Below are 24712 nucleotides of genomic sequence, written 5' to 3'. Positions count from 1 at the left end.
GATGACAATGGACAAGGAAGCGGGAACAGGCCTGGAGCAAGGCGCTGAACCGCTCCTGCCAGTTCTCTACGAAGATAACCATTTGCTCGCCGTCATTAAGCCGCCTGGGATACTATCGCAAGCCGACGATACCGGCGAGATGGATATGGTAACTTTATTGAAAGATGATCTGAAAGCGCGTTATCAGAAGCCTGGAAATGTCTTTGTCGGTCTGGTACATCGCTTGGATAGGCCGGTTGGCGGCGCAATGCTGTTTGCGAAGACGTCGAAGGCAGCAGGACGCTTGTCAGAGTCGGTTCGCAGCCGTTCTTTCGACAAACTGTACATTGCTGTTGTGCATGGGGCGCCTGAAGCTTCGTCAGGGCGTTTACGGCATTTTCTTCGTAAAGATGCGGGACGTAATATCGTCACTGTTCATACGAAGCAGGTCCAGGATGCCAAAGAAGCGATTCTCGACTACGCGGTTGTCGCGAGGCACGGCGCCTACTCTCTCGTTGCCGTAAAGCTGCTGACGGGGCGCTCGCATCAGATACGCGCCCAAATGTCGGCGATTGGCTGTCCGCTCGTTTACGACCGCAAGTACGGCGCTCCTGCGGTGCAGGGCGAACAGGACATTGCCTTATGGTCCGCGATGGTCGGCGTGGCTCACCCTGTTACGAAGGAGTGGCTGACGTTGCACGCTGCCCCGCCGAAGACGGAGCCATGGAGCCGATTCAGCGATGAGGATTACGCACGAGCGCGAACAATACTGCCGCAGAAAGGAACTGACGGCTCATGACCAAGCAAGCTCGATGGTTATGGCTGCCGCTGCTCATCTTGCTGCTCTGCAGCTGCGGCAAGGAACCGTCGGTTAATAATGGACAGTCGAATAAACCTGATTCCGGTGTTACTAACACGGTGGATAACCAAGGGAAGGATTCGGTAACGCCATCTGACGATAACGATCCTTCTGCGAATGGGGACGGTGGAACTGCGGATGGTTCAGCTGCGCCGAATCCGTCGTCGAATGATACATCGTCGCAGAACGGCGATGGAGGAACTGGTGATGATGGAACTGGGGATGGCACGGCTGAGCCGGATTCGTCGTCAAGCGAAGGATCGGCGAACACCGACACTCCCCCTCCTCCTGAGCCGGAGCCTTCAGCCGATGCGACATGGGTAGCCGTTGGCGATATTATGATGCACATGCCTCAGCTTCCTGGCGCGTATAACGAGAAGACGAAGACGTATAATTTCAATTCGTTTTTCACGGCGGTTAAGCCGATTTTGGAACAGGGAGATTGGTCCTTGGCGAACTTGGAGACGCCGATTGGCGGCAAGTCGCTAGGCTACTCCGGCTATCCGAGATTCAACGCCCCGACCGAGCTCGGTGATGCGCTCAAATATGCCGGCTTCACAACGGTCACGAATGCAAACAACCATGCGCTCGACCGTGGCGCCAAAGGCATTTCGCTGACGCTGGCGAAGCTTGAGAAGCTCGGCTTTGATATTAAAGGCACCGCTCGTTCGAAAGCGGAATCCGAACGGATTACCATCGTGGAGCGCAAAGGCATTAAGATGGGGCTGCTCGCATACACGTACGGGACGAATGGGATTCCTCTTCCGAAGGATCAGCCCTACGCCGTCTCGCTAATTGACGAAGCGAAGATGCTGCAGGACATAAAGAAGATCCGTGCTGCAGGAGCAGATTTCATCACGGTGGTCCTCCACTTCGGCATCGAGTACCAAACAGCGCCGAATGATACGCAGAAGAATTTGGCACGCAAGCTAATCGCCGCAGGCGCCGATATTATTGCAGGTTCTCATCCGCACGTTGTCCAGCCCTATGAGATGGTCGAAGCCGCTCAGCCGGACGGCACCGTGCACAAGGGACTCATTATTTATTCGATGGGAAATTTCATTTCCAGTCAGCAAGGCAAGTCGAAGGACTATGGCGTCATCTACAAGGTTCATATTCACAAAGACGGCCCGTCCAACATAACGACGATCAAAGATGTTGAAGCGATCCCGACCTGGGTCCACCGCGTAACTACGCGTGGCACAAGCAAATTCTCGGTCGTTCCGCTGAAACAAACCATAGACTCCAAGTCGCTCAAAGACTTGACCTCTGCCGATTACAGTAGCTTATCCAGCATGTACAGCCAACTGACCAAGCGCATCCACGCAATGTCAGGCAAGCTGCTCAAACTGCCCGCTGCCGGGTAACGTTTTGGTCAATGAGATTTGCAAAGCCTCCAGCTTATTGTTGAGCTGGAGGTTTCTTTGTTATAGATCCTGCATCCAACCTTAGCCTTTCTCAGCAGTCGTTCCGCTACGAGAGAGGCTTTTCCCGCTCTCGGCTCCACTAATCGCTCTCCACATGCTGAATGTAAATTGCAGGCTCTTGGATCATTGGTCATGATAGTTCAGGCTCGATCCTTCTCGCAACCACGAGAGCACGTATATGTACTCTCAGCACCAAACTAACGCTTATTCCTTGCCGAGAGCACTCATGTGATCTCTCAGAAGCCGATTGTTGGTTACATGGTTGGATTTTGGTGGTGAGAGCGCATATAGGTTCTCTCAGCTTACTCTCGAAGTGTTTTTGATGCTGTGAGCGCATATAGGTTCTCTCACTCAGCCTCAACCCAGAGCTACCCGCTCAACACAAAAACAGCAGCGCAAGATCACTCCTGCGCTGCTGCCATACCCTATATTTATGAATTAGCTACTTTCCCAAGCAAATACACCAGCAATTGCTGATTGTGCGACGAGATCCGATCCAGCGCCTCGCTAATGTAGGCGTCGCGGATTGCTACGCCGCGCACGGTCTCGGCTTGTCCCTTCTCGGTCGTCGTTACCCATACGATACGGCGGTCGCTCTCATCGCGATTGCGCACGACGAGTCCGCCCCGCTCCATACGGTCCAGCAGTGTCGTAATCGCGGCAGGTGTCGTCTCCAAATACACTAGCAAATCAGACGGTTTCATCGGTTGATGCTGCTTGAGCAACTCCAGCACGCTGAGCTGACCTTCCGTTAAATTCGGCGCCAGCGCTTCCTCGAGATGCGACTTCCATTCCTTCGTCATCTTCATCCACAACCGGGCAAATTCCGTAGAAACGATTGTCTCCACCTGCTTTCTGTCCGAGTATTCTTAGCTTTATTATAGCATGCGATATTGTCGAATATAAGGTTAACCCGGTTAATATTTTGTCTCATTAATCGCCTCAAAAGAGAACCATTTGACAGCTTTAGACATACATTGGTGCTATAGGCTGTTGTACCGGCTCGAATTAAGCCACACCTGCATGACCTGATAAAACCTGTTTTCTTGTTTAAGCAGTACGTTAAAGGAGCGTGACCAATTATGGATGAGCGCAAAGCTGAACTCGTACGTAAATTAGCGGATCTCGGCATAAAAAAAGACCCAAGATGGCTGGATCGACTAGATGAACCTGCGCCATTATGGGTCGTGCTTGATCTTATTATGCAGATGGTAGAACGGAAGGAACCACCACATCTGCCATTCGACTAAGCTAAATTAAAATTAGCTTTACGTATCTTTACTGTACTTATCTTAACCTTCCCGCGTCAACTCAGCGCGAACGAACAATGAAATAAGCACATCTTTCTTATCTACTGGTGCGAGCGCACGTCCTGTTGACTTGCGATCATCAATCGGCGCTTTCTCCGTAGATACGATCGTATTCGTCCCCGACGAAGAAATAAGGACAAGCTCGCGAGCTTCCTTGCAGTGTAACCCGCCAATCAGCTCATTGCCGTTCGTCCGAACGCCTTTGCCAACTTTGAACTCGAACGTTGCAACTCCTTTACCGCCGCGTCCTTGGATCGGATAATCCAGCAGAAGCGACCGCTTCGCAAAGCCAAGCTCGCTTATGACTAGCACTTCTCCTTCATCGCCCTGAACACGTTCTGCGGCGACTAGCTCGTCGCCATCTTTCAGAACGATGCCTCGAACGCCTGCCGCAACACGTCCCATCGGATTCACTTCATTCTCAGGGAAACGAATGCTGAGGCCGTTCTTCGTAATGAGCAGCAATTCCATACTATTGTCACTCGTCAGAACACGCAATACCTCGTCGCCGTCCGCAACTTTCACGGCTGCGATTGCAGTTGAACGCGTCGATTTATATTCCTTCAGCTCCGTACGTTTCACCTGCCCGCGACGCGTGACGAACACGAGCGATTGATTCATCGCTTCGAAATCCTTCACCGTGATGACGCTTATAATGCTGTCATCTTTAGGCAGCGGCACCACGTTGACGACGGCTGTACCTGTATCCTTCCACTTGAACTCTGGAATCTGGTGAACAGGCAGCTGATAATACATGCCTTTGCGTGTAAAGAGCAGCAGCTGGTCAATGGTGTTCACATCGAGCAGCGTGCGAATGACGTCGCCTTCTTTAACGCCAGCGTTATCAAGCTCACCGCCGGAACGCGTGAAGGACAGCTTCGAAGTCCGCTTGATGTAGCCTTCTTGGCTCAGCGTCACGAACACATCTTCAGCTGGAACCATCACTTCAAGGTTTACCTTCAGCTCTTCAATCTCGCCTTGAATATCGGAGCGGCGGTCAATGCCGAATTTCTCGCGGATTTCAAGAAGCTCTTCCCGAATAACGCCTGTCAGCTTCTTATCGCTTCCAAGTATGGAGTTGAGATAAGCGATCTTCTTCTGGATATCCTTCAATTCCTTCTCAATCGAAGTAATTTCCAGATTCGTCAGACGGTACAATTGGAGTGTTAGAATCGCATCGGCTTGACGCTCGGTGAACGTGAACTTTGCTACCAGGTTATTTTGCGCATCTTGGCGATTTTTGGAAGCTTTAATGGTCGCAATGACTTCATCCAGCAAATTAAGAGCCTTCGCAAGCCCTTCCAGCACATGCGCACGATCTTCTGCCTTCTCAAGCTCATATTGGGAGCGGTGTGTCACCACTTCCCGCTGATGCGCGATATAAGCGCTCAGCATTTCTTTCAAACCGAGCTGCTTCGGCGTCTTATTGACAATCGCAACCATGTTGAAGCTATAGGCCACTTGAAGGTCGGTTTTCTTCAGCAGAAACGCTAAGATCCCCGTTGCATCCGCATCCTTCTTCAGCTCTACGACGATGCGCAGACCGTTACGACCGCTCTCATCGCGCACCTCAGCGATGCCTTCGACCTTCTTCTCAATACGGATGTTCTCCATTGCGGTAACGAGACGCGACTTGACGACCTGGAACGGAATCTCCGTAATGACGATTTGCTGGCGTCCGCCCTTCAAATCTTCGATCGTCGATTTAGAACGGTGGTAGATCCGCCCTTTACCGCTCATGTACGCATCCCGAATGCCTTCTTCACCCATAATGAGGCCGCCTGTCGGGAAGTCCGGCCCTTTCACAATGGACATCAGCTGTGCAAGCTCAATGTCCGGGTTCTCCATCATCGCGTTACAAGCATCAATAACTTCTCGCAAGTTATGAGGCGGAATTTCCGTTGCGAAACCGGACGAGATCCCGCTTACCCCGTTCACAAGCAGGTTAGGATAACGGGATGGCAGTACGACCGGTTCCTTCGTTGTATTATCGAAATTGTCTTTGAATAAGACCGTTCTCTTCTCAATATCGCGAAGCAGCTCCATCGCAATCGGCGACAAGCGCGCTTCCGTATAACGCATTGCTGCTGCCGGATCGTCATCGATCGACCCCCAGTTGCCGTGGCCGTCAATGAGCATATGCGCCAATTTCCAAGGCTGCGCCATCCGCACCATGCCCTCGTAGATCGAAGAATCGCCGTGCGGATGGTAGTTACCCATAACGTCGCCGACAGTCTTCGCGGATTTGCGGTAGCCTTTATCAGGCGTGTTGCCAGCATCATACATGGCGTATAGAATTCGGCGCTGCACCGGTTTCAGCCCGTCGCGAACGTCGGGAATGGCGCGGTCTTGAATAATATATTTGGAATAGCGCCCGAAGCGGTCGCCAACAACCTCTTCCAGAAACGCGGGCAAAAACTGTTCTAACATACTCATGCCCTTACTCTCCTAAAAAGTTTTTGTGAATCTACTCTACATATTCAGTAAAATCAACGTTCTCCACGATCCAACGCTTACGTGGGTCAACCTTATCGCCCATAAGCGTCGATACGCGGCGTTCCGCCTTCGCGGCATCTTCAATCTGAACCTGCAGCAGCGTACGCGACTCCGAGTTCATCGTCGTCTCCCACAGCTGCTCCGGATTCATCTCGCCAAGTCCTTTGTACCGCTGCAGCTCGAAGTTTTTGCCGAACTCCTTCAAGTAGTTCTGCAGCTGCTCATCAGTCCAAGCATAACGTACCGTTTCCAGCTTGCCGGATTTACGCGTAATCTTATAAAGCGGCGGCTGTGCGATGAAGACACGTCCAAGATCGATCAGCGGCTTCATGTAGCGGTAGAAGAAAGTCAGAAGCAGCACTTGAATATGAGCACCGTCGGTATCCGCGTCAGTCATAATGATGATTTTGCTATAGTTACACGATTCCGCATCGAATTCCGGGCCAATCCCAGCGCCGATCGCTGCGATAACCGCCTTATATTCATCGTTTTTCAATATATCAAGCAGCTTCGCCTTCTCCGGATTCATCGGCTTGCCCTTTAGCGGCAGAATCGCCTGATACTTCGAATCGCGGCCTTGCTTCGCCGAACCGCCTGCAGAGTCACCCTCAACAATAAACAGCTCCGTGCGCGTAACGTCCTTCGACTGCGCGGGCGTCAGCTTACCGCCGAGATTGGAGCTCTCGCTCTTCTTCCTGCCGCTGCGAATTTCATCGCGGGCTTTACGCGCCGCTTCGCGAGCTTTCGAAGCCTGCACGGCTTTCTTCAGCAGCATCTGCGCCACTTGCGGGTTCTCCTCAAGGAACACCTGCATTTTGTCCGAAACAATCGCATCCACTACGCTTCGTGCAGAAGCGCTGCCGAGCTGGTCCTTCGTCTGTCCGACGAACTCAACCTCACCCATCTTAACGTTGATAACCGCCATCATGCCTTCGCGCAGATCGTTGCCGTCAAGATTCTTCTCTTTCTCCTTCAAGAGGCTGTTCTTACGAGCGTAATCGTTCATGACTCTTGTGTAAGCCGTCTTGAAGCCTGTTTCATGCGTACCGCCGCCACGAGTTGGAATCGAGTTAACGAAGGAAGCCATCGTTTCCGTATAACCATCGTTATATTGAAGCGCAACCTCCAGCTCAATTTCATCCTTCTCGCCAATAAAATGAATGACATCGTGAAGCACCGTTTTGTCTTCGTTCAGAAACTGGACAAATTGGCTCGCGCCGCCTTCATAGTGGAATTGATCCTCTTTGCCGCTGCGGCTGTCGTTCACCGTCACTTTAAGGCCCGAGTTTAGAAAAGCAATCTCTTGCAAGCGCTCGGACAAAGTATCATAGTTGATCGATATGTTGCCGTGGAACACGCGCACGTCCGGCTTGAACGTCACCTTCGTACCCGTACGGTTCGTATTGCCGATGACTTCAAGACCGGTCACCGGCTCGCCGACGTGCTCCTTGCCGTTATCATCAACCCAATATTCGAAGCGCTGCTTATGGATTTTGCCATCTCGGTAAATTTCTACTTCCAGCCACTCGGACAGCGCGTTCGTTACCGAAGCGCCAACGCCGTGAAGTCCGCCGGACTTCTTGTATCCGCTGCCGCCAAATTTACCGCCGGCATGCAGCATCGTAAACACAACCTGCGGCGTCGGAATGCCGGTTTTATGCATCCCCGTCGGAATTCCACGTCCGTTATCGCGAACGGTAATTGAACCGTCTTTATGTATCGTCACATCAATCGCGGAACAGAACTTCGCAAGATGCTCGTCCACCGCGTTATCGACAATCTCCCAGACGAGATGATGCAGGCCGGATGTGCTCGTGCTGCCGATATACATACCGGGGCGTTTGCGGACTGCGGTCAGTCCCTCCAGCACTTGAATGTCGTCTGCATCATAATGGCCAGCAGCCGAATTCGCTTCGCCCGTAAACAGATTGATCTGCTCAGTCATAGGCTCCTCCTCTATACTCTTCATGCTATCTTCTAACGCCTTACGCGCATTCGCTCTTCACTTCAAGCAATTCTAATTCATGATGTCCTGTTTCGTAAAGACTCGAAATGAGACGAACAGTCCCGCAGCCGCCCAAATCGCAAGGATCAGCAGTGAAAAAGAAAGCGTCATCCCTTGTATCGGCGGCGGAGAGCCTGCCAAATAGTCGGTAAGCTGCAAATTGACCGCAAAAATATATTTAGCGCTCTCCCAAGAGGACGACATACTCGACAAAATCGTCCCTGCGATAATCGCTGCCATCATCGTTACAATGCTTGCGGCTGTGCTTCGAACGAGCACGGACACCATCAGCGCCAGAATCGCGACTGTCATCGACGATACCCAGATGAGTCCTCCTTCCATAAGCACGAAGAGCCATTGCGGCACGGCATGCACATAAGTGCTTTCTACGCTCGAGCCGTTAATTACGAAGCCAGTGAAGACTGGCATCTGCCAGCCGCCATAGCCAAATACTGCGCCTGATATAAGATAACAGAGAATGGCGCTCGCTACAACGGTTAAAGAAACATAAAAGGTGAGCGCGATGAGCTTGCTAAACAAGATCTTCCATCTTCGGACAGGTCTTGTCAGCAACATTTTGATCGTACCGGTAGATCGTTCGCCCGAGACAAGGTCCGATGCAACGGCAAGAACGAGCAGTGGGTAGAACAATGTTACCGCATTCGACATGAAGCTGCGCGTGAACGTAACGCCATTCGGAGAATTCGGATTGACATCATGATCCAGATAGTATTGAAGCTGCTGAACCGCAATTCGGCGTTGACGTTTCCACTCCTCCGGAATCCGGTCGCTTGAGAGCATGTTCTGATACTCATTAATTTGTTGGACGAGCTGATTGCGCCAATCGTTGAAGTTCTTCTTATTCGTTTCCGCAATCTTCATTTGTGCATACGTAAAAATCGGAATAAGAACGAGAAGCACGAGCACCACTACGAAAAACCGCTTCTTCTTCCATACCTTGAGCGTCTCATTCTGAATGAGCGGGAGCAGACTATCCAATGCTTTCACCCTCCGTCATTTGCAAAAATAACTCTTCCAGCGTTGGTGCGACCCTCTGCACCGACAGGACACCGATGCCAGAGTGGACTGCCTTCTCCACAATCGCAGCGATCAGGTCTATATTCATCGTTGTAATAATAGGATCCGACATGCCTGCAAGAATGCTCTCATCAATGTGGTGCTCGTCATGGCCGATTATCTTCAAGCCTGGCTCGCCGGTCAGCAGCTGTCTGCCGGCTTCCGGCTGATCGAACTGCCAAAGCACGTAATTGCCCGCCTGACCTACCAGCTCGTCGACTGTGCCGACTGCCAGCACCTCGCCATGGCTAATGATCGCAACCCGGTCGCACATGAGCTGGATTTCGCTTAGCAGATGGCTCGAGATGAACAAGCTCATCCCTTGATCCGCCAGCATCCGCACGAACTCGCGCAGCTCCTTAATTCCCTTCGGATCGAGCCCGTTCGTCGGTTCATCGAGAATGAGCAGCTTCGGACGCCCGAGCAGTGCCTGCGCAATGCCGAGGCGCTGTCGCATGCCCAGCGAGTACGTCTTCACTTTATCGTGAATGCGCTGCTGCATGCTGACGATGCTGACGACTTCAGCAATTCGCTTCTCGTCAATCCCCTTTTGCATCCGGGCAAAATGCTCCAGGTTCTCCCATCCGGTCATATAGCTGTAAACTTCGGGATTTTCTACGATACAGCCAATATTTCTAAGCGCCTGTTCGGGGTCTCGCTGCACATCATGACCGCATATGCGAATGACGCCGGAGGTCGGTTTAATAAGATCTACGAGCATGCGGATCGTCGTTGTTTTTCCCGAGCCATTCGGGCCGAGGAAGCCGAAGATCTCACCTTGTCTGACGTCGAAAGAAACATTTTTAATAATCATTTTGCCGCTAATCCGCTTCTTTACATCCTTCACGGAAAGCACGACTTCATCAGTTGCTGATGCACTTGTGCGCATTGGCTTGCACTCCTACTCTAGCGATTGTACGATTCGCTCCGCGATTTGCCCATAACCGTCATGGTTGGGATGAAAATGATCATTCGATAAATAGGTGCCGATCGTCCGCTCGAATAGATCAAACGTCGGAACCATCGTCATATTCGGATATTGATGCATAATGGCATACGCTTCCTCATTCCACTTCTGCACTTGCAGGCTGCCATCGCGCAACCCTTGAAGATCGAAGAACGGATTATAAAGGCCGGCATAGACGACTTGCGCGTTCGGATTAATGTCGTGCAGCAGACCCACTACTTTCGTAAATCGTTCAATCCCTTTCGGCAGCTCAGCTTTCACCTGATCAAGGCTAATATCGCCAGTCGCTTGATTCGAGGATTGACCGGACGCAATTTGGAACAAGTCATTGCCGCCAATTGTGAAGACGATTAGATTCGCTTGCTGCAGCGCATAGCGATAGCCTTTGTCTGTATTAAGCAAATGCGCTAGCTGATCCGCGCGAAGCCCGTTCAGAGCCAAGTTGTTGCCGAGCTTGACAGGTATTGTCGGATATTTGGCCTTCAACAAACCGACCACCTGCTTCACGTACCCCTGCCCTGTTGAATCGCCCGTCCCTTTCGTCAAGGAGTCGCCAATTGCAGCAACTGTGATCTGTTTACTTTGACTTAACGGGGATTGCTTGCTCGGAGCAGGCTCGGCAGCTTGTTTACCTTCGTATGTAGATGCTTCTGGCGCAATCATATCCTTGACGGCATAGCCGAAGCCGGCAAGCAGCACGACAGTCGATACCAAAGCACTTATGCCAATGGACCGCCATAGCACATTCGATGTTGACCTTGTCATCGCGGCAGCATCTCCTCTCTCTTTCATGCAAATGTTAAAAACACGTTTTCTTTTTAAAGTAATGCTTTCGGGATCAATTTGCAAATTTCTCCAAAGAAACAGCAACGAAAGTCCTAAGAGCAGAAAAAAGAGCCAGCGCATGAGCGCCAGCCCTCTACAAGCCATTATTCGTATGAAATGCTCAGCTGCTCAGCCGCTTGCTTCGCTAGCTTACGTGCTTCATCGCAGGAATCCGCAGAGCTCATCGCTACCGCCATTCGGCGGCCAGGCTTCGTCACCGGCTTGCCGAAGACGCGCACTTGCGTGTTCGGCAGCGCAAGCGCCTCGTTCAAACCGCCAATACGGAAGCTCTCGGAATCGCGGTCTGCCTTGAGCGTATACGTCGCGCCAGGCGTCAGCAGGCGAATTGTCGGTACTGGGAAGCCTAGAATCGCACGCGCGTGCAGAGCAAATTCAGATAGATCCTGCGTTACCATCGTAACCATGCCCGTATCATGCGGACGCGGCGATACTTCACTAAACAGTACGCCGTCCTTCGTCAGGAACAGCTCTACGCCATAGATACCATAACCGCCTAGCTCGTCCGTTACAGCGCGAGCAATATGCTGCGCTTCTTCGATTTGCTGGTGCGTCATCTCATGCGGCTGCCACGATTCGATGTAATCGCCGTCCTTCTGTACATGTCCAATCGGCGCACAGAACGTCGTGCCGGATGATGAGCGAACGGTCAACAGCGTAATTTCCGACTCAAAATGAATGAAGCCCTCGACGATTACGCGTTGTTTCTTGGCGCGTCCGCCATCCATCGCATATTGCCAGCAGCTCTCTGTATCAGCCTCAGTCTTGCAGACGCTCTGCCCTTTACCCGACGAGCTCATAATCGGCTTAATGACGCAAGGCGTGCCTAGCTCTGCAACAGCAGCCTTAAGCTCCTCAAGCGTATCTGCGAAACGGTATGGAGCTGTCGGCAGCTGCAGCGTCTCAGCAGCGAGTCGGCGAATGCCTTCGCGGTCCATCGTTAGCAGTGCAGCACGTGCAGTTGGAATAACGCGGAAGCCTTCCTGCTCCAACTCAACAAGCGCACTAGTTGCAATCGCTTCGATCTCTGGAACGATAAAATCCGGTTTCTCCTTCTCAATGAGCTCGCGGAGCGCAGCTGGATCAAGCATATCAATGACATAAGAACGGTGTGCAACCTGCATCGCTGGTGCATTGCCGTAACGGTCGACAGCGATTGTCTCGATGCCGAGGCGCTGTGCTTCAATAATGACTTCCTTGCCGAGCTCGCCGGAACCAAGCAGCATAATTTTGCGAGCGTTTGAAGATAGCGGTGATCCATACATAAAAAGAAAGAACCTCCTGGAAGAAATGTTTTCTTCCATTGTGGAGGTTCTCTCGCGAAAAATCAAGAATTATGCCGATAAAAAGCGGTACTGCGCTTCGATAAGTCCATTATAGGTGCCCTGCTGGCGAATCAGCTCATCATGGCTGCCTTGCTCAACAATTTGTCCGTGATCGAGCACGACGATGCGGTCTGCATTACGGATCGTGGATAGACGATGTGCCACAATGAAGGACGTGCGGCCCTTCAACAGCTTCTTCAGCGCCTCCTGGATCTTCAGCTCCGTCTCCGTATCGATACTCGCTGTCGCTTCGTCAAGTATGAGTACACGAGGATCTGCAAGCAGTGCGCGTGCAAAGGATAACAGCTGACGCTGCCCCATCGAGAGGCTGTTGCCGCGCTCCTGCACCTCGGTGTCGTAGCCGTCTGGCAAGCTCATTATGAAATCATGAGCATCGACGGCCGTTGCTGCTTTCACGATTTCATCATCCGTTGCGCCAAGCCGCCCGAACCGGATGTTTTCACGTATCGTACCGGAGAAAATAAACGTATCCTGCAGCACGACGCCTACCTGTGAGCGCAAGCTCTCGATGCTTACATTACGGATATCGATACCGTCGATGCGTACTGCACCTTGAACCGGATCGTAGAACCGGCAGAGCAGGTTCATAATCGTACTCTTGCCAGAGCCGGTATGGCCGACAAGCGCGATTGTCTGGCCTGCCTGCACATCAAGACTGATGCCGCGAAGCGCCGGTCGCCCCTTCTCATACTCGAAGATGATCGAATCGAAGGAGACATCCCCGCGAATGCGCGGAAGCTCTGCCGCGTCTTCAAGCTCGCCAACCGTTGGCTCCTCATCAATAAATTCAAAGATCCGCTCGGAGGATGCCATCGCAATGAGCAGCTGGGCGTACATTTGGCCCAAACGGTTTATCGGGTCCCAGAAGTTGCCCACATAGTTCGCAAAACCGACCAGTACACCGACTGTAATCTCGTCGGCTTGGATGAGATGTGCTCCATACCAGAATAGAATGAGCGTGCCAAAAGCTGACGTAATCTCAATAATTGGACCGAACATTTGGTTCATCGCCGAAGCTTTGTTCCACGCTTTTATATTCGTGCCATTAACGCTCGTGAAGAAGCTGAAGTTCGCTTTCTCCTGCGTATACGCTTGTGTTACTCGCATCCCTTGGATACTCTCGTTCAAGTGAGCGTTAATACGAGACTGCTTCATCCGAACGTCCTGCCAAGCGAAACGAATCCGTTTGCGCAGTTTAGTCGAGATGACGAACATGAGTGGAACGGTAACCATAATCGCAAGGCCAAGCTTCCAGTTCCAAAGAAGCAGAATGATGACGATACCGACTAGTTGAATACAATCCATCAGCAAGTTGACGACACCGTTCGTGAACAGATCCTGCAGCGCGTTGACATCGTTGGTTACACGTACGAGAACGGAGCCTGCCGGACGTTTATCGAAGAAACGGAACGAAAGCTTCTGAATATGTTTGAACAAATCTGCCCGCAGATCATAGATGACCTGCTGTCCGATAATATTCGTATACTTAATCCGGTACGTGTTAGCTGCCCATTGAATAACATAGAGAGCAAGCATCAATCCAGCGTACAGATACAGCTTCGAAAGACTTGCATCCGCGCCGTTCTTCGGCTGAATCGCATGATCGATCGCCATAATAATAATGGCTGGAATTGCGAGCCGCGTTAGCGTGCCGAGCACCATCGTAATGATGATGACCGGCAGCAATTGCTTGCGGTATGGCTTCATATAGGTGAACAGCCTTGCTACTTGAGCCCAGTTAAACGGTTTCTCAATCGCATCGTCATCCTTGTAGATGAACCGTTCATGGCTCGCGCGCGGCTGCCCTTTCTGCTGCTCACTCACTGTGCGACCCTTCTTTCTGCTTGCAAATTCGAATTAGCCGTGCTGGGACGATCTGCATATTGAATGTTGTACGTATCCAGATACGGTCCTTCTTGAGCGATTAGCTGCTCATGCTGGCCTCGCTGAACAACATTTCCTTTATCAAGGACGATAATTTCGTCTGCATGACGCAGCGATGAGATCCGATGCGCAATAATGAACGTTGTGCGTCCCGCCATAAGCTCACTAAAGCCGGCTTGAATCTCATGCTCCGTCTCCATATCAACAGCGCTTGTCGCATCATCGAGAATGAGGATGCGCGGGTTTTTGATCAGAGCGCGGGCAATCGCGATCCGCTGCTTCTGACCGCCTGAGAGTCCCATTCCCCGTTCGCCGACAATCGTGTCGTAGCCTTCAGGCAATTCCATAATAAAGTCATGCGCTTTCGCAAGCTTCGATGCTTTGATGATGTCGTCCATGCTGACACTCTTCATCGCATATGCGATGTTGTCCCTGATGGAGCAAGAGAACAAGAATGTCTCTTGAAAAACAGTCGCGATCTGTGAACGCAAGCTTTCAATTGAGATATCGCGGATATCCGTGCCATCCAGCGTAATCGAGCCAGTCTTCACATTATAAGCGCGCATAAGCAGCTGAATAATGGTCGATTTGCCTGAGCCTGTAGCTCCAAGCAGACCGATAACCATGCCCGGCTTCGCATCCAGGTTGACGTTCGTAATTGCTGGCGCTTTATCCGCGAAGTTGAATGTAACGTCACGAAATTCGACATGTCCTCTCACGTTCTTGTCGTCAAGCACGATAGCCGATTCGACATCTTTCACATGTACATACTCGTTCAACAGCTCAACAAGACGTTCGCCGGATGCTTTGGATTGCGTAAAGTTGTTGATGAGGAAGCCCATGGACCACATCGGACCGATGATGTACCACAACATGCTGAAAAACGCGACCATTTGCCCAAGCGTAATGGATTCCCGAATAACGAGCGTACCGCCTGCTACGAGCAGGATGACCGCACACAGCGACGAGAGCAGCTCCATGACCGGAAAATATTTGCCCCATAGTCCCGAAGCAGCGATCTGATTCTGTTTGTACGAGTCGCTGCGAGACGAAAACTTATCCATCTCGAACGATTCACGGGCGAAAGACTTTACGGTACGAACGCCAGTAATGTTCTCCTGCACAGCCGTCGTCAGATGGCTCATCGCTTGACGCATTTCGCGGAATGCCGGGTGAATGAGCTTCTCGAACTTCAATGCGACAAGCACGAGAGCCGGCATCGTGACTAGCGTGATGAGCGTTAGCTGCCAATGAATCGAGAACATCATTGATGCTCCGAAGACAACCATGAGTACCATGTTGAAAATTTGCGCAAAGCCGAAGCCGATGAAGTTGCGGACTGCTTCCAGATCAGCTGTAAGACGGGACATCAGGTCACCGGTCTTCGCCGTGTCATAGTACTGGAAAGATAGCGATTGCAACTTCGTGTAACATGCGTTGCGCAGACGGAACGCGACCCGGTTGCCGAGCCGTCCTCCGAAGAGACCGCTCAAAAATTGTAGACTTCCTTTCAGTGTTACGACCCCTACTACGGTTAGTGAAAGTGCTGGTACGAGATCAAAATCTCTTGGCTTGATGACGTCGTCGATCAGAATTCTGAGCAAGTTCGGATACACAAGCCCCAGCGCGGTGGCACAGATCAAACAGAAGATTGAAGCAAACAGGTTCTTCCGCTCGACCCAATAAAACTCTTTTAGTTGCCTAAAGACGTCCAATGGGTAACCCACTCCCTACAGCGTTTTTGTCTTTTTTTATGAATATGAGTGAATATTAACAGCATGAGTCCGGTACGGCAAACAGAGTGCAGGGGCATATAGTTGACAATTTTCGCTTTCTCTTCCATCTCGATCAAAAGGAAGGGGGTATTCTCCTAAATCGTCTGAAATCACCCTACAAAGGTCCGTAATGCTCCGTTTTTGCACATTTACCCGCTTTTTTTGCACGATCTCATCGTATAAAAATAAAGAAGCTTATACACGAAAGATGCATCTTCGCGTATAAGCTTCTTTTTGTTTATTTATACAATTGAGAACAGTTGTGAAGAGCTAAAAACAGTTAATAAATGTTAATAGCTGTTAAGAACAGTTAAGAACTGTTAAGAACAAGTAAAAACAGTAAAGAACAGTAACGAACAGTAACGAACAATTGAGAATTTATATCGCAAGCCGCTCTGGCTAAATGCTGCAAAGAATTAAAAACATTATATTGCAAGCAATTCAGCATAGACGCTGCGCAGCTCTTCCAGGTTCGCATTGTCTGACATCGAGCTCAGCTTGCCTTCGCTAAAGGAGCTAATGTCTTGCTGCAGCGCAGACCCAGAGTTATTCATTGCCTGCTGCCACAGCTGCGCATATCGTTCGCTCCAGTCAGCTTCTGCTTCGCTAATCCAGCTTTGCAGTGGCGCCGCAAGCTCGTTCTCTAGCAAGGAACGGAGCGCTGCCTTGCCTTCCCCTTCGAAGAAATGGCGCGGCGACTTGAACTTGCTCCAGAGCAGCTTCATGTCGATGTTCTTTGCCTGCCAAGCCGTGCGCTCCTCAGGCGTCGCAATCTCAAGCGGCTTGTAGCCGGAAGACGAGAAGCCAGGAAGCAGCTTTGCCGATTCTTCCGCCGTATCCGCAGCTTTCTTAGCAGCAAGCTTATTCAGCGCATTATCGAGACGAAGCGAAGTCGCTTCAAGCTCCTGCGCAAGCTCAATTTGCAGCAGACGCTGAAGCTCAAGCCAGCAAGTGAGCATCGCTTTCTTCAAATCCCGGCCATCGTCTTGCAGGACGGATGGGTTGAAGGCAAAGTTGTAATGATCGCCGAAGCGAAGCTGCACACGCTGCAGCACGTAGAAGAGAAGTTCTTTCAGCTCCTGCTGCAGCTGCTGGTTGTTCGGCGATTCCGTAATTGCCACTGCCAATGCGCGGGCTTCGTCTGCGCTTGCTTGCAGCGCTGCACGCGCCTGCTCACGGGAGAGAGCATCGCCGGAAGCAGCTTCAAGCCAGTTCGCAATTGTACGGCGAGCGCGCTCAAGCTCCTGCTCGGCTGAGCTAACCGCAAGCGCACCGAGATCATTCTGCGTGAAGCTGAGGAATGATTCTTCAAATGCGCTAATGCCCGATGTTGCAACGAGCGCGGCATTGCCGCTCTGCTTGCCATCCAGCGCCTCCAGGCTGGAAACGGGGAACATCCGCGGGAAGCGAATGCCATGCTGCTGCAGGTTGCGCTCTACGTGCGCAAGCACATCGTCGCGCTCCTGCTCGCTTGCTGCGAGGTCAGCCGCATTGACGATAAAGAACATTTTATCAAGCTCGAATTGGTCCTTCACACGGCCCAGCTGCATAAGGAACTGGCGGTCCGCTTGGGAGAACGCATGGTTATAGTAAGTCACGAACAGAATCGCGTCCGCATTCTTAATGTAGTTGAACGCAACGCCTGTATGCCGGGCATTGACCGAATCCGCCCCCGGCGTATCAACAAGGACAATGCCTTGCGCGGTGAGCGGATTGCGGTGATGAAGCTCAATCTCGCTGACGTAGCAGGAGCGCGACTCATCGGCTACATAGCTGCGATACTCTTCTCCGCTAACCGCTAGCTGCTGACCGAGGAGCGCTTCATGAGCAGCCCAGCCCTTGGCAGCCGCCTTCAGGAAGCTGTAATGGGGTCTGCCGCCAGCGTGCACGCCATCCGGCGTCAGCTTGACAATTGCTTGCAGCAGAGCAGCATCGCTAAGGGATTGTGCATCTTCGCCAAGCAGCTCGAGCGAATAACGCAGATCATCGAGCATCGCTTGGCGCGATTTCATAAGAACGGTTGCCGTGCCATGCGGATGTGCCTCTGTAGGCGGCACAATTCGGTTAACCGCCGCCGTCGTCGGGTTCGGCGACACGGGCAGCACGGAATCGCCAAGCAGCGCATTCGCGAGCGACGATTTGCCCGCGCTGAACGCGCCGAACAGCGCGATCGTGAAGCGGCTGCTGCGCAGCCGCTCAGCTTTTTCGCGCATGCCGGCAACTGTCGAGGCAAGCGATGGCTGCGCCGCCAGCAGCTCGGCGGCGCGCGTTAGCCGTTCCGCGGCTTGCCGCTGCGGCGCTAGCGCGTGCGGCGCCTCAGCGCCAGCGCCGGCGGCGAGGTTCGCCGCCGCTGGCGCCACTGCCGCTTCGCGGGCGAGCGCATCGCCGCCCGCGAGCGCGGCTGCGCCAGTGCCAGCGGCGGCTTCGCCGTCCGCCGCTGGCGCGGCGCCAGGGGCGCGAAGCGCCCCGCTGCCGAGAGCCGCTGTCTGCGGCTTCGGCAGCTCAGGGCGTGGCGGCGCCGGAGGCAGCAGCGCCGCCAGCCGCGCGAGATGCGCAGCCGCGCGCTGTTCGAGCGCGGCCAGCTGCGCGAGCGCGCCGGCTTGCTGCGCAAGCTCAGCAAGCCGCGCGCGCAGCGGTGCAGCGGCAGCTTCGCCAACCTCTGCAGCACGTTTGCCAAACGCGTCGATCCATTCGAGCGCGCGCTTGCGGAAGAGCCCTTTCACTTCCGCGGCTAAATCGCGGCTGTAAGTCATCGTATATTCATTGCCGAACACGGCTCCGGTATTCACAAGCTTCACAAGCACCTCTGGCGTAAGCAAACCGCTGAACTGGCTCTTCAGCTCCTGCTCAAGCGACTCATCACGCCAGCCGATCGCATCTGCTGCTTTGCGAAGCACGTCAAGGACATGCCACTCAATCCCGGCGCGAACGCGATCATCGATGTCCTCGAAGAACGCATTCAATCGACGCTCCTGCTCTGCCGCTGTCTTCGCGCCTGCGAATAGCAGCCCTGCTTTAAAGCCTGGCTTACGACTCTCCAGGAAAGTGTGCGCCAAGTCCCTTGTCGGGGCTGGTGTTATATTCGCATTATCAAGAATGCTCTGGACTTCAAGCCGCAGCTTCGTCTTCAGCCCTTCGCTCTCCGCAGCAAATACGCGCAGCTCCTCTTCAAGCCCCGCAATTTCATCGCGAAGGCGATCTGCTTCGCCTTCACCGCCTGCTTCTGCTAGCAGACGCTCACGCTCCGCTTCCGAGGCTTCTTCCATATACTTTCCATGCATCCGAACGACATAACGAGCTGATGCGTCAACACTGCCAACCGCAAGTGGCCCGCGAATCGCGGCAAGCGACTCGAACAAGCCTTCAAGCGCGGGCAATTCCGAATGCGGATGATTTGGCTCGCGCAGGGACAAATAAATAATGCCGCTCGGCTCCAAGTGCCAATTGCTGAACGCTTCGTCAACGCTTTGCTTGTATGCTTCAAACGAAAGCTCTCGCTCCCGATGTTTGTCAATTTGATTCACGATCAAATAAAGCGGCTTTCCCCACTCTTTCAATTGCTTCGCGAACGTGAAATTAATTTCCGATTGGACATGATTATAATCCATCACATAAAAAACGACGTCTGCCAAATGGAGCGCCGATTCGGTCGCCATCCGGTGCGCGTCGTCAGTTGAGTCAATTCCCGGCGTGTCCAGCAGCACCGTATGTGTGCCAAGACGCGGGATCGGATAGGACAAGCTGACGGATAGCACCGTTTCTCCGTCCTTGCAATAAGCATTCACTTGATCAACCGGAACTTCTATCGTTTGTTCTTCGCCCGCGACCAGCTTCTTAATCGTCGCTTTCGCATCACCATTGACGATGCTGACGACGTTCGCGCTCGTTGGTATCGGACTCGATGGCAGCAACTGAGTACCGCACAGCCGATTCACGAGTGTTGATTTCCCTGCTGAGAAATGTCCGCAGAAAGCGACAGTCAGTTGACCGTTCCCTAGCTTTTCTCGCAGCTCCAGCAGTCTTGCCGCATCCGCTTTATCCCCTTGCCCTGCCATAATCGGCGCTATCTCAGCAAGTGAACTGTCTAGCGAATGAGCGGCTTTCTCAATCGTTTGGCTCATTTCTCTCTCTCCCTATCTGCTTCCCATTCATCATGTCATTATACAGCATTATTGAACAAAAGGACCACAAGAAGAACAACCCCCTGTGACCCTTTCGCTTTGTCCTATTAAATTACACTTCTATTCTTACACCAATTGAACGGCTGGCACGCAAATTTCAAACACTTCACCGTGCTGGAGAATTGTAATGTTGCGCTCTTTCTCCTTCATGACGACACATTCCGGTTTCAATCTCATACGTTCAATATATTGATCAGGCACGTCGCCTGCGCCGCTTACTGTAACGCCTTCCACAATAATTTCTTCATTTTCTTCTGGAGGTGATTCCATAATTTGCTCATAAATGTCAGAGAATAGAGCAAAATCTTTCGTGTATACGGAGATGCATTTCATTGTTCAATCATCCTTCTCATTTAATTAGTTAGTTGTGGTGATCCGCAAGCTACTACTTAGCTTTTCGGTTTACGGCAAGTTTCATACGTCCTTTGCCTTCTTTGCAATGTTCTGCCACTGGGCAGACCTCGCATTGCGGATTCTGAGCTTTGCAGTGATATCGTCCGAAGAAAATAAGCCGATGATGCGTCTCCGTCCACAGTGCGCGAGGAATAAGCTTCATCAATTTCTTCTCGACTTCAAGCACGCTATCATCGCTCTTGGCGAATCCAAGTCGCTTGGAAACACGCTCGACATGTGTATCTACTGCAATCGCTGGTACGCCAAACGCATTGGAAACAACGACATTAGCCGTTTTGCGCCCAACACCAGGCAGCTTTGTCAGCTGCTCATGCTTCTCTGGCACTTCTCCGTCATGCTCATCAATTAGAATCCGGCATAACTTCTGAATAAACAGTGCTTTATTGCGGAATAGACCTATTCGCCTTATGTCATGCTGCAGCTCTTCGAGCGGCACGGACAAATAATCCGCCGGCGTTTGATATTTCTGAAACAGATCTACCGTTACTTTGTTGACTGTTTCATCCGTACACTGAGCGGACAATAGGACAGCGATCGTAAGCTCGAACGGATTGCGGTGATTGAGTTCACAATGGGCATCCGGAAACATCTCGCCAATGACACGCAAAAAATGATCCATCTTCTCTTTCGCCTTCAACCGATTACTCACTCCTATTTAGACCATTGCCCTAAAGTGTAGCGAATAATGTCGCATTAATCAACCGCTAACCCGCGTCAACTAGCCAAAGAAGCTCTATTTTGCGGCTGTTTTCACAGAATTGAAAAAAAGAAGTCCTGGCCTCTCAGCCAGGACAAGGTTGAACGAAATTATAGCTTCTCAATCTCAATGATTGTGTTCTGATAAACATAGAGCATAACCGAATCGCCGTCCGCCAATTGCGAGATCGGGATTGCAGAACCAGCCTGCATCACCTTCGTCGCAGCCGTAACCGTATACGTGTATGAATCATCCAATGTCGCTCGTTTAACAGACAATTCTCCGTTTGTCGCGTTATACTTCCAGAACGTTTTGCTTACTCCGCTGTAAGCGGTAACGACTACATTACCCTTCACATTCTTCTTCACTTCAACGCGGTCACCGACAGCAAGTACAGATGTACTGCTGTTTGTCGAACCGTTCTTCAGAACGGAGAAGCCTGTGCCAAGCTGAACGTCTGCAGCATTGCCGCTGTAGTCAATCACTGATACAAGATCGGACGTAACTGCAGTAACGCGGCCAGTCGTCACATTGACAATCTTCACTGAAGCAATGGAAGCACCTACGTAATTAAGGTTCACAGTCTGTCCGGCCTTGAAGCTTGCCAGCGTCAGCTTATCTCCAGCCTCATTGGTCATATCGAGCGCAGCTGTACCGATGTTATATACAGTACCGTCGGTTGACTTCAATATGAGCTTCTTGCCGGCTGTATCGACAGCAGTTACCTGAGCTTGCTTCGTCGTATGCACTTGCAGCAAAATGATTTTGTCTTGGTTCGCATTCAAGACAGCAGTAACCGTATCGCCTGCCGTGACATCCGTTAAGCTAGCTGCTGCTTTGCCGTTAATTTCTACGGAGCTTACCGTATCCATTGGCAGCGTCACGGTAAGACCGTTCGACTGGGCAAGCGTAACTTGCTTCAAGCTAGTATTAATGCTTGTAGCTGTACCGCTGTATTTGTATACGAACTGGATAAATATCGCTTTATCGTTTGTGTATCCAATGGTCAGCTTCTTATTCTTAACAAACAGCGTGCTGGCTGCGCTTAATGTAAGCGGCGTGCCGTTCGTTTCGAACTTTGTTTCGTCTGACAGATACACGGAAACGAGTGCGCCTGTAGAAGATTTTAACAACAGAGCTTTCAAATCGGCATCATAACTAACTACGGTAGCTCCGCCAAGCACTTCGACTTTACGGTTTACAACTTTAATCGCAACGACCTCGTCCTGATCATTGAGCGTAATGTCGAGCACATCGCCTTTTACGAGATCCGAAAGAGTAGTGTCTGATAGCCCGTCAATTGTCACGTCAACGCTCGCGGAAACAAACTTCGCTTCCGGCTTGCTAGAACCGTTTGTGCTGATATAAGAAATGATTTTGCCATCGCTGCTCACGGTATAGAATTCACCGCGAACGAGCTTCGCAGATGTTTTAAGAATAGTCACTTTCGTAATAAGCGAGTTCTTCACTTCATACGTGACGACATCTCCAACACGCAGAGCCGATAGGCCGCCATCCAAAATTTGACCTTGCCAGATGACATCGACTTGCGGTGCTGCTTGATACATGGAAGCCGTATTAGAATCATTGTCTTGAATCGTAAGCTGCGACGACGAAATAGCGCCGATTGTGCCTTGTCCTGATTTATTAATTGGTGCAGATTTTACTTTAATTGCAATTGCAATTGGCTTCGCCCGGTACGTATCTTGCGTAACTTCAACCTGACTGTCAGCAGTTAAGCTTGATACCGCAATGGCATTGCCCGATCCGTCTGTCACTTTCGTTGCACTATTGTATGTAATCGGAATCGGCTCATCGTTAGACCAAATCCAAATCTTGTTATCATTCGGCAGTAGACGGTCTACAGTGCCTGACACTGTTGCCACTTGCGCCTTATCATCCAGCTGCTCTACGTAAAGCGGCTTCGTGCCGTCTGCGATGACGAGCAGCTTCGTATTCGGAGTTAATTGACTAACTGTCGCCAGCTTCTCGGAATCAAAGCGATAAACATAGGTATCCGGCGTCAAATCAAGCGTCGAGTCCTTGTCGTTTGCGAACAGATGGAGAGCGCTTGCGTCAGCGCTAGTCAGAATCGCTGTGTATTGACCACTGTAGCTCACAGGGAATTGCACTTCCGCTCTGCTGAAGATCGTTGCGATAGATGCGCGTGTAATGAAGCCCTGTGGATCAAACGTATCTGCCGTCATTCCTTTAATGAGTCCCAGTGATACGGCTGCATTGATATATCCCGCATAGCCATCGTCAATTTTACTCGCATCTTTGAAGGAAACTGGCGATGAAGCTAGCTCATCCGCTGTCTTCTGCTTCTCAATTGCTTTTACGATCAGCTTCGTAATCCATTCACGTGACGCTTTCTTGATGCCCCACTGTGAATTAGAATCTGTTGCCGCTTGCTTGAATTCTTCGGTCTGGTCGAGTAATCCAAGCTGGAACGCGAGAATAATATAAGGTTTGAAATAAGTGCTGACTTCAAAATTTTCCGGAAAGACGATAGCATCATCTGTCTTTACCTCTTGCTCTTTACCGATGAATCGGATCGCAAGTGCGACTGCTTCCTGCTGCGATACATTATCAGCTGGCTTGAACGCGCCGTTCGTTCCTTTGATGATCCCTTGCATGGCGAGCTTCGCGATATGCTTCTCAGCCCAGTGGCCGGATGGTACATCGCTGAATTTAGTAACGACTGAAGAAGCTTCTGCATGTGCAAGCGTGCTGCCTACTGCTGTGAAACCTGTGAGCAGTGAGAACACCATAATCGACGATACTGCTTTGACCCATTTCTTCTGTTGCGGCATGTCTGTAAGCTCCTTCTATTGTTTAGTAATTGGATGATCCAAATCCATATGACCCATGAGGCTGTCCACAGAAGCACCGTCGACAAGCAGATCAATGGAAGTGACGTCATTAAATTGGAAGTACGTCTTCTCGATCGCTTCTAGCGCAAGCATTTCACCCGGAGCTCCGAGCTTCGCTTCATCAGGCAGATGTAGATCAAGTGTAATTGCAGCGCCTTCCTGCTTCACGCTCCGAAGCTCGGCATGTTTCCAGAGAGAAGGCTCACCCTTGGCATCATCTTTCTTCATGGCAGCGAAAGCCGCTTCCAGCTTCTGTTTATTGTCGGTGTATTCAATCTCGACTTTCTGCTCATGCAAGTCCAACATTTCGTCATCGGTATAGTAGAGCGATATTTGCTCCTTCTTTACCTCCGGCTTCGGCGGATCCTTCTCTTCATTCGCGGCAGCCTGATCTGAATTCGTACCGCTAGAGATCGGTTGGTTCGTGTTCTGCTGTTTCACGGAGCCCGCTTGCGTTGTCTGCTGCTGCTCGTCCTGCAAGGCTCGGCTTCCGCAGGCGCTAAGAGGGACAATCATCGTTGCGGCTATGAGAACTGAAAATAAAGAAGTCGTGACATGACGTTTCATCTTGCATCC

At 51.4% G+C, this 24712-nt stretch carries 17 protein-coding genes; 3 read left to right on the top strand and 14 right to left on the bottom strand.

The features are described from left to right. The first annotated feature begins 1 nt into the window (after position 1). A complete protein-coding gene (locus AC0LWF_RS03385) occupies positions 2–778 on the top strand; it encodes an RluA family pseudouridine synthase (protein WP_474650131.1) in 777 nt (258 codons plus the stop codon). Continuing rightward, entirely contained in the window at positions 775–2205 is a 1431-nt protein-coding gene (locus AC0LWF_RS03380) for a CapA family protein (protein WP_474650130.1), read from the top strand. Before AC0LWF_RS03385 ends, AC0LWF_RS03380 begins: the two co-directional genes overlap by 4 nt. A 491-nt stretch (positions 2206–2696) precedes the next feature. Here AC0LWF_RS03380 and AC0LWF_RS03375 read toward each other — a convergent pair whose 3' ends face one another. Beyond that, positions 2697–3104, bottom strand: coding sequence for a MarR family winged helix-turn-helix transcriptional regulator (locus AC0LWF_RS03375; protein ID WP_474650464.1), 408 nt, complete (start codon positions 3102–3104; stop codon positions 2697–2699). A gap of 243 nt (positions 3105–3347) precedes the next feature. Here AC0LWF_RS03375 and AC0LWF_RS03370 point away from each other — a divergent pair, with 243 nt between their 5' ends. Then, on the top strand, positions 3348–3515 hold the full coding sequence (locus AC0LWF_RS03370) for a hypothetical protein (protein ID WP_177182478.1): 168 nt from the start codon (positions 3348–3350) through the stop codon (positions 3513–3515). 42 nt (positions 3516–3557) lie between these two features. Here the strand turns inward: AC0LWF_RS03370 and gyrA are convergent, their stop codons facing one another. The 13 genes from gyrA to AC0LWF_RS03305 form a co-directional block, all read right to left on the bottom strand. Beyond that, positions 3558–6011: a DNA gyrase subunit A gene (gyrA, locus tag AC0LWF_RS03365; RefSeq protein WP_474650129.1), complete on the bottom strand. Its 2454-nt coding sequence runs from the start codon at positions 6009–6011 to the stop codon at positions 3558–3560. A 31-nt stretch (positions 6012–6042) separates the two neighbouring features. Then, positions 6043–8016: a DNA topoisomerase IV subunit B gene (gene parE, locus AC0LWF_RS03360; RefSeq protein ID WP_474650128.1), complete on the bottom strand. Its 1974-nt coding sequence runs from the start codon at positions 8014–8016 to the stop codon at positions 6043–6045. A 72-nt stretch (positions 8017–8088) separates the two neighbouring features. Next, a complete protein-coding gene (locus AC0LWF_RS03355) occupies positions 8089–9075 on the bottom strand; it encodes an ABC transporter permease (RefSeq protein WP_474650127.1) in 987 nt (328 codons plus the stop codon). Continuing rightward, positions 9068–10042 (bottom strand): ABC transporter ATP-binding protein, encoded by a 975-nt coding sequence (locus tag AC0LWF_RS03350; RefSeq protein ID WP_474650126.1) that lies wholly within the window; start codon positions 10040–10042, stop codon positions 9068–9070. The genes AC0LWF_RS03355 and AC0LWF_RS03350 overlap by 8 nt, the downstream gene beginning before the upstream one ends. Before the next feature lie 12 nt (positions 10043–10054). Next, the gene (locus tag AC0LWF_RS03345) at positions 10055–10885 is read right to left on the bottom strand and encodes a GDSL-type esterase/lipase family protein (RefSeq protein WP_474650125.1); all 831 of its coding nucleotides are present in this window, start codon (positions 10883–10885) and stop codon (positions 10055–10057) included. Positions 10886–11049: 164 nt separating this feature from the next. Next, positions 11050–12228 (bottom strand): formate-dependent phosphoribosylglycinamide formyltransferase, encoded by a 1179-nt coding sequence (gene purT / locus AC0LWF_RS03340; protein ID WP_474650124.1) that lies wholly within the window; start codon positions 12226–12228, stop codon positions 11050–11052. 69 nt (positions 12229–12297) lie between these two features. Then, on the bottom strand, positions 12298–14133 hold the full coding sequence (locus AC0LWF_RS03335; RefSeq protein WP_474650123.1) for an ABC transporter ATP-binding protein: 1836 nt from the start codon (positions 14131–14133) through the stop codon (positions 12298–12300). Further along, a complete protein-coding gene (locus AC0LWF_RS03330; RefSeq protein WP_474650122.1) occupies positions 14130–15908 on the bottom strand; it encodes an ABC transporter ATP-binding protein in 1779 nt (592 codons plus the stop codon). Before AC0LWF_RS03330 ends, AC0LWF_RS03335 begins: the two co-directional genes overlap by 4 nt. A 485-nt stretch (positions 15909–16393) precedes the next feature. Next, positions 16394–20089, bottom strand: coding sequence for a dynamin family protein (locus tag AC0LWF_RS03325; protein WP_474650121.1), 3696 nt, complete (start codon positions 20087–20089; stop codon positions 16394–16396). A 126-nt stretch (positions 20090–20215) separates the two neighbouring features. Beyond that, complete coding sequence (locus AC0LWF_RS03320) at positions 20216–20482, bottom strand: NAD/NADP transhydrogenase alpha subunit (RefSeq protein WP_474650120.1); 267 nt, start codon at positions 20480–20482, stop codon at positions 20216–20218. Between the two features lie 52 nt (positions 20483–20534). After that, positions 20535–21182, bottom strand: coding sequence for an endonuclease III (gene nth / locus AC0LWF_RS03315; RefSeq protein ID WP_474650463.1), 648 nt, complete (start codon positions 21180–21182; stop codon positions 20535–20537). Positions 21183–21370: 188 nt separating this feature from the next. Next, positions 21371–24076, bottom strand: a complete 2706-nt coding sequence (locus AC0LWF_RS03310) for an S-layer homology domain-containing protein (RefSeq protein WP_474650119.1) — start codon at positions 24074–24076, stop codon at positions 21371–21373. A gap of 15 nt (positions 24077–24091) precedes the next feature. Then, positions 24092–24703: a GerMN domain-containing protein gene (locus tag AC0LWF_RS03305; RefSeq protein WP_474650118.1), complete on the bottom strand. Its 612-nt coding sequence runs from the start codon at positions 24701–24703 to the stop codon at positions 24092–24094. Positions 24704–24712: the final 9 nt, after the last annotated feature.

The sequence above is a fragment of the Paenibacillus sp. sgz302114 genome (genome assembly GCF_056120345.1).
This window is presented reverse-complemented; position numbering and strand designations above follow the sequence as displayed.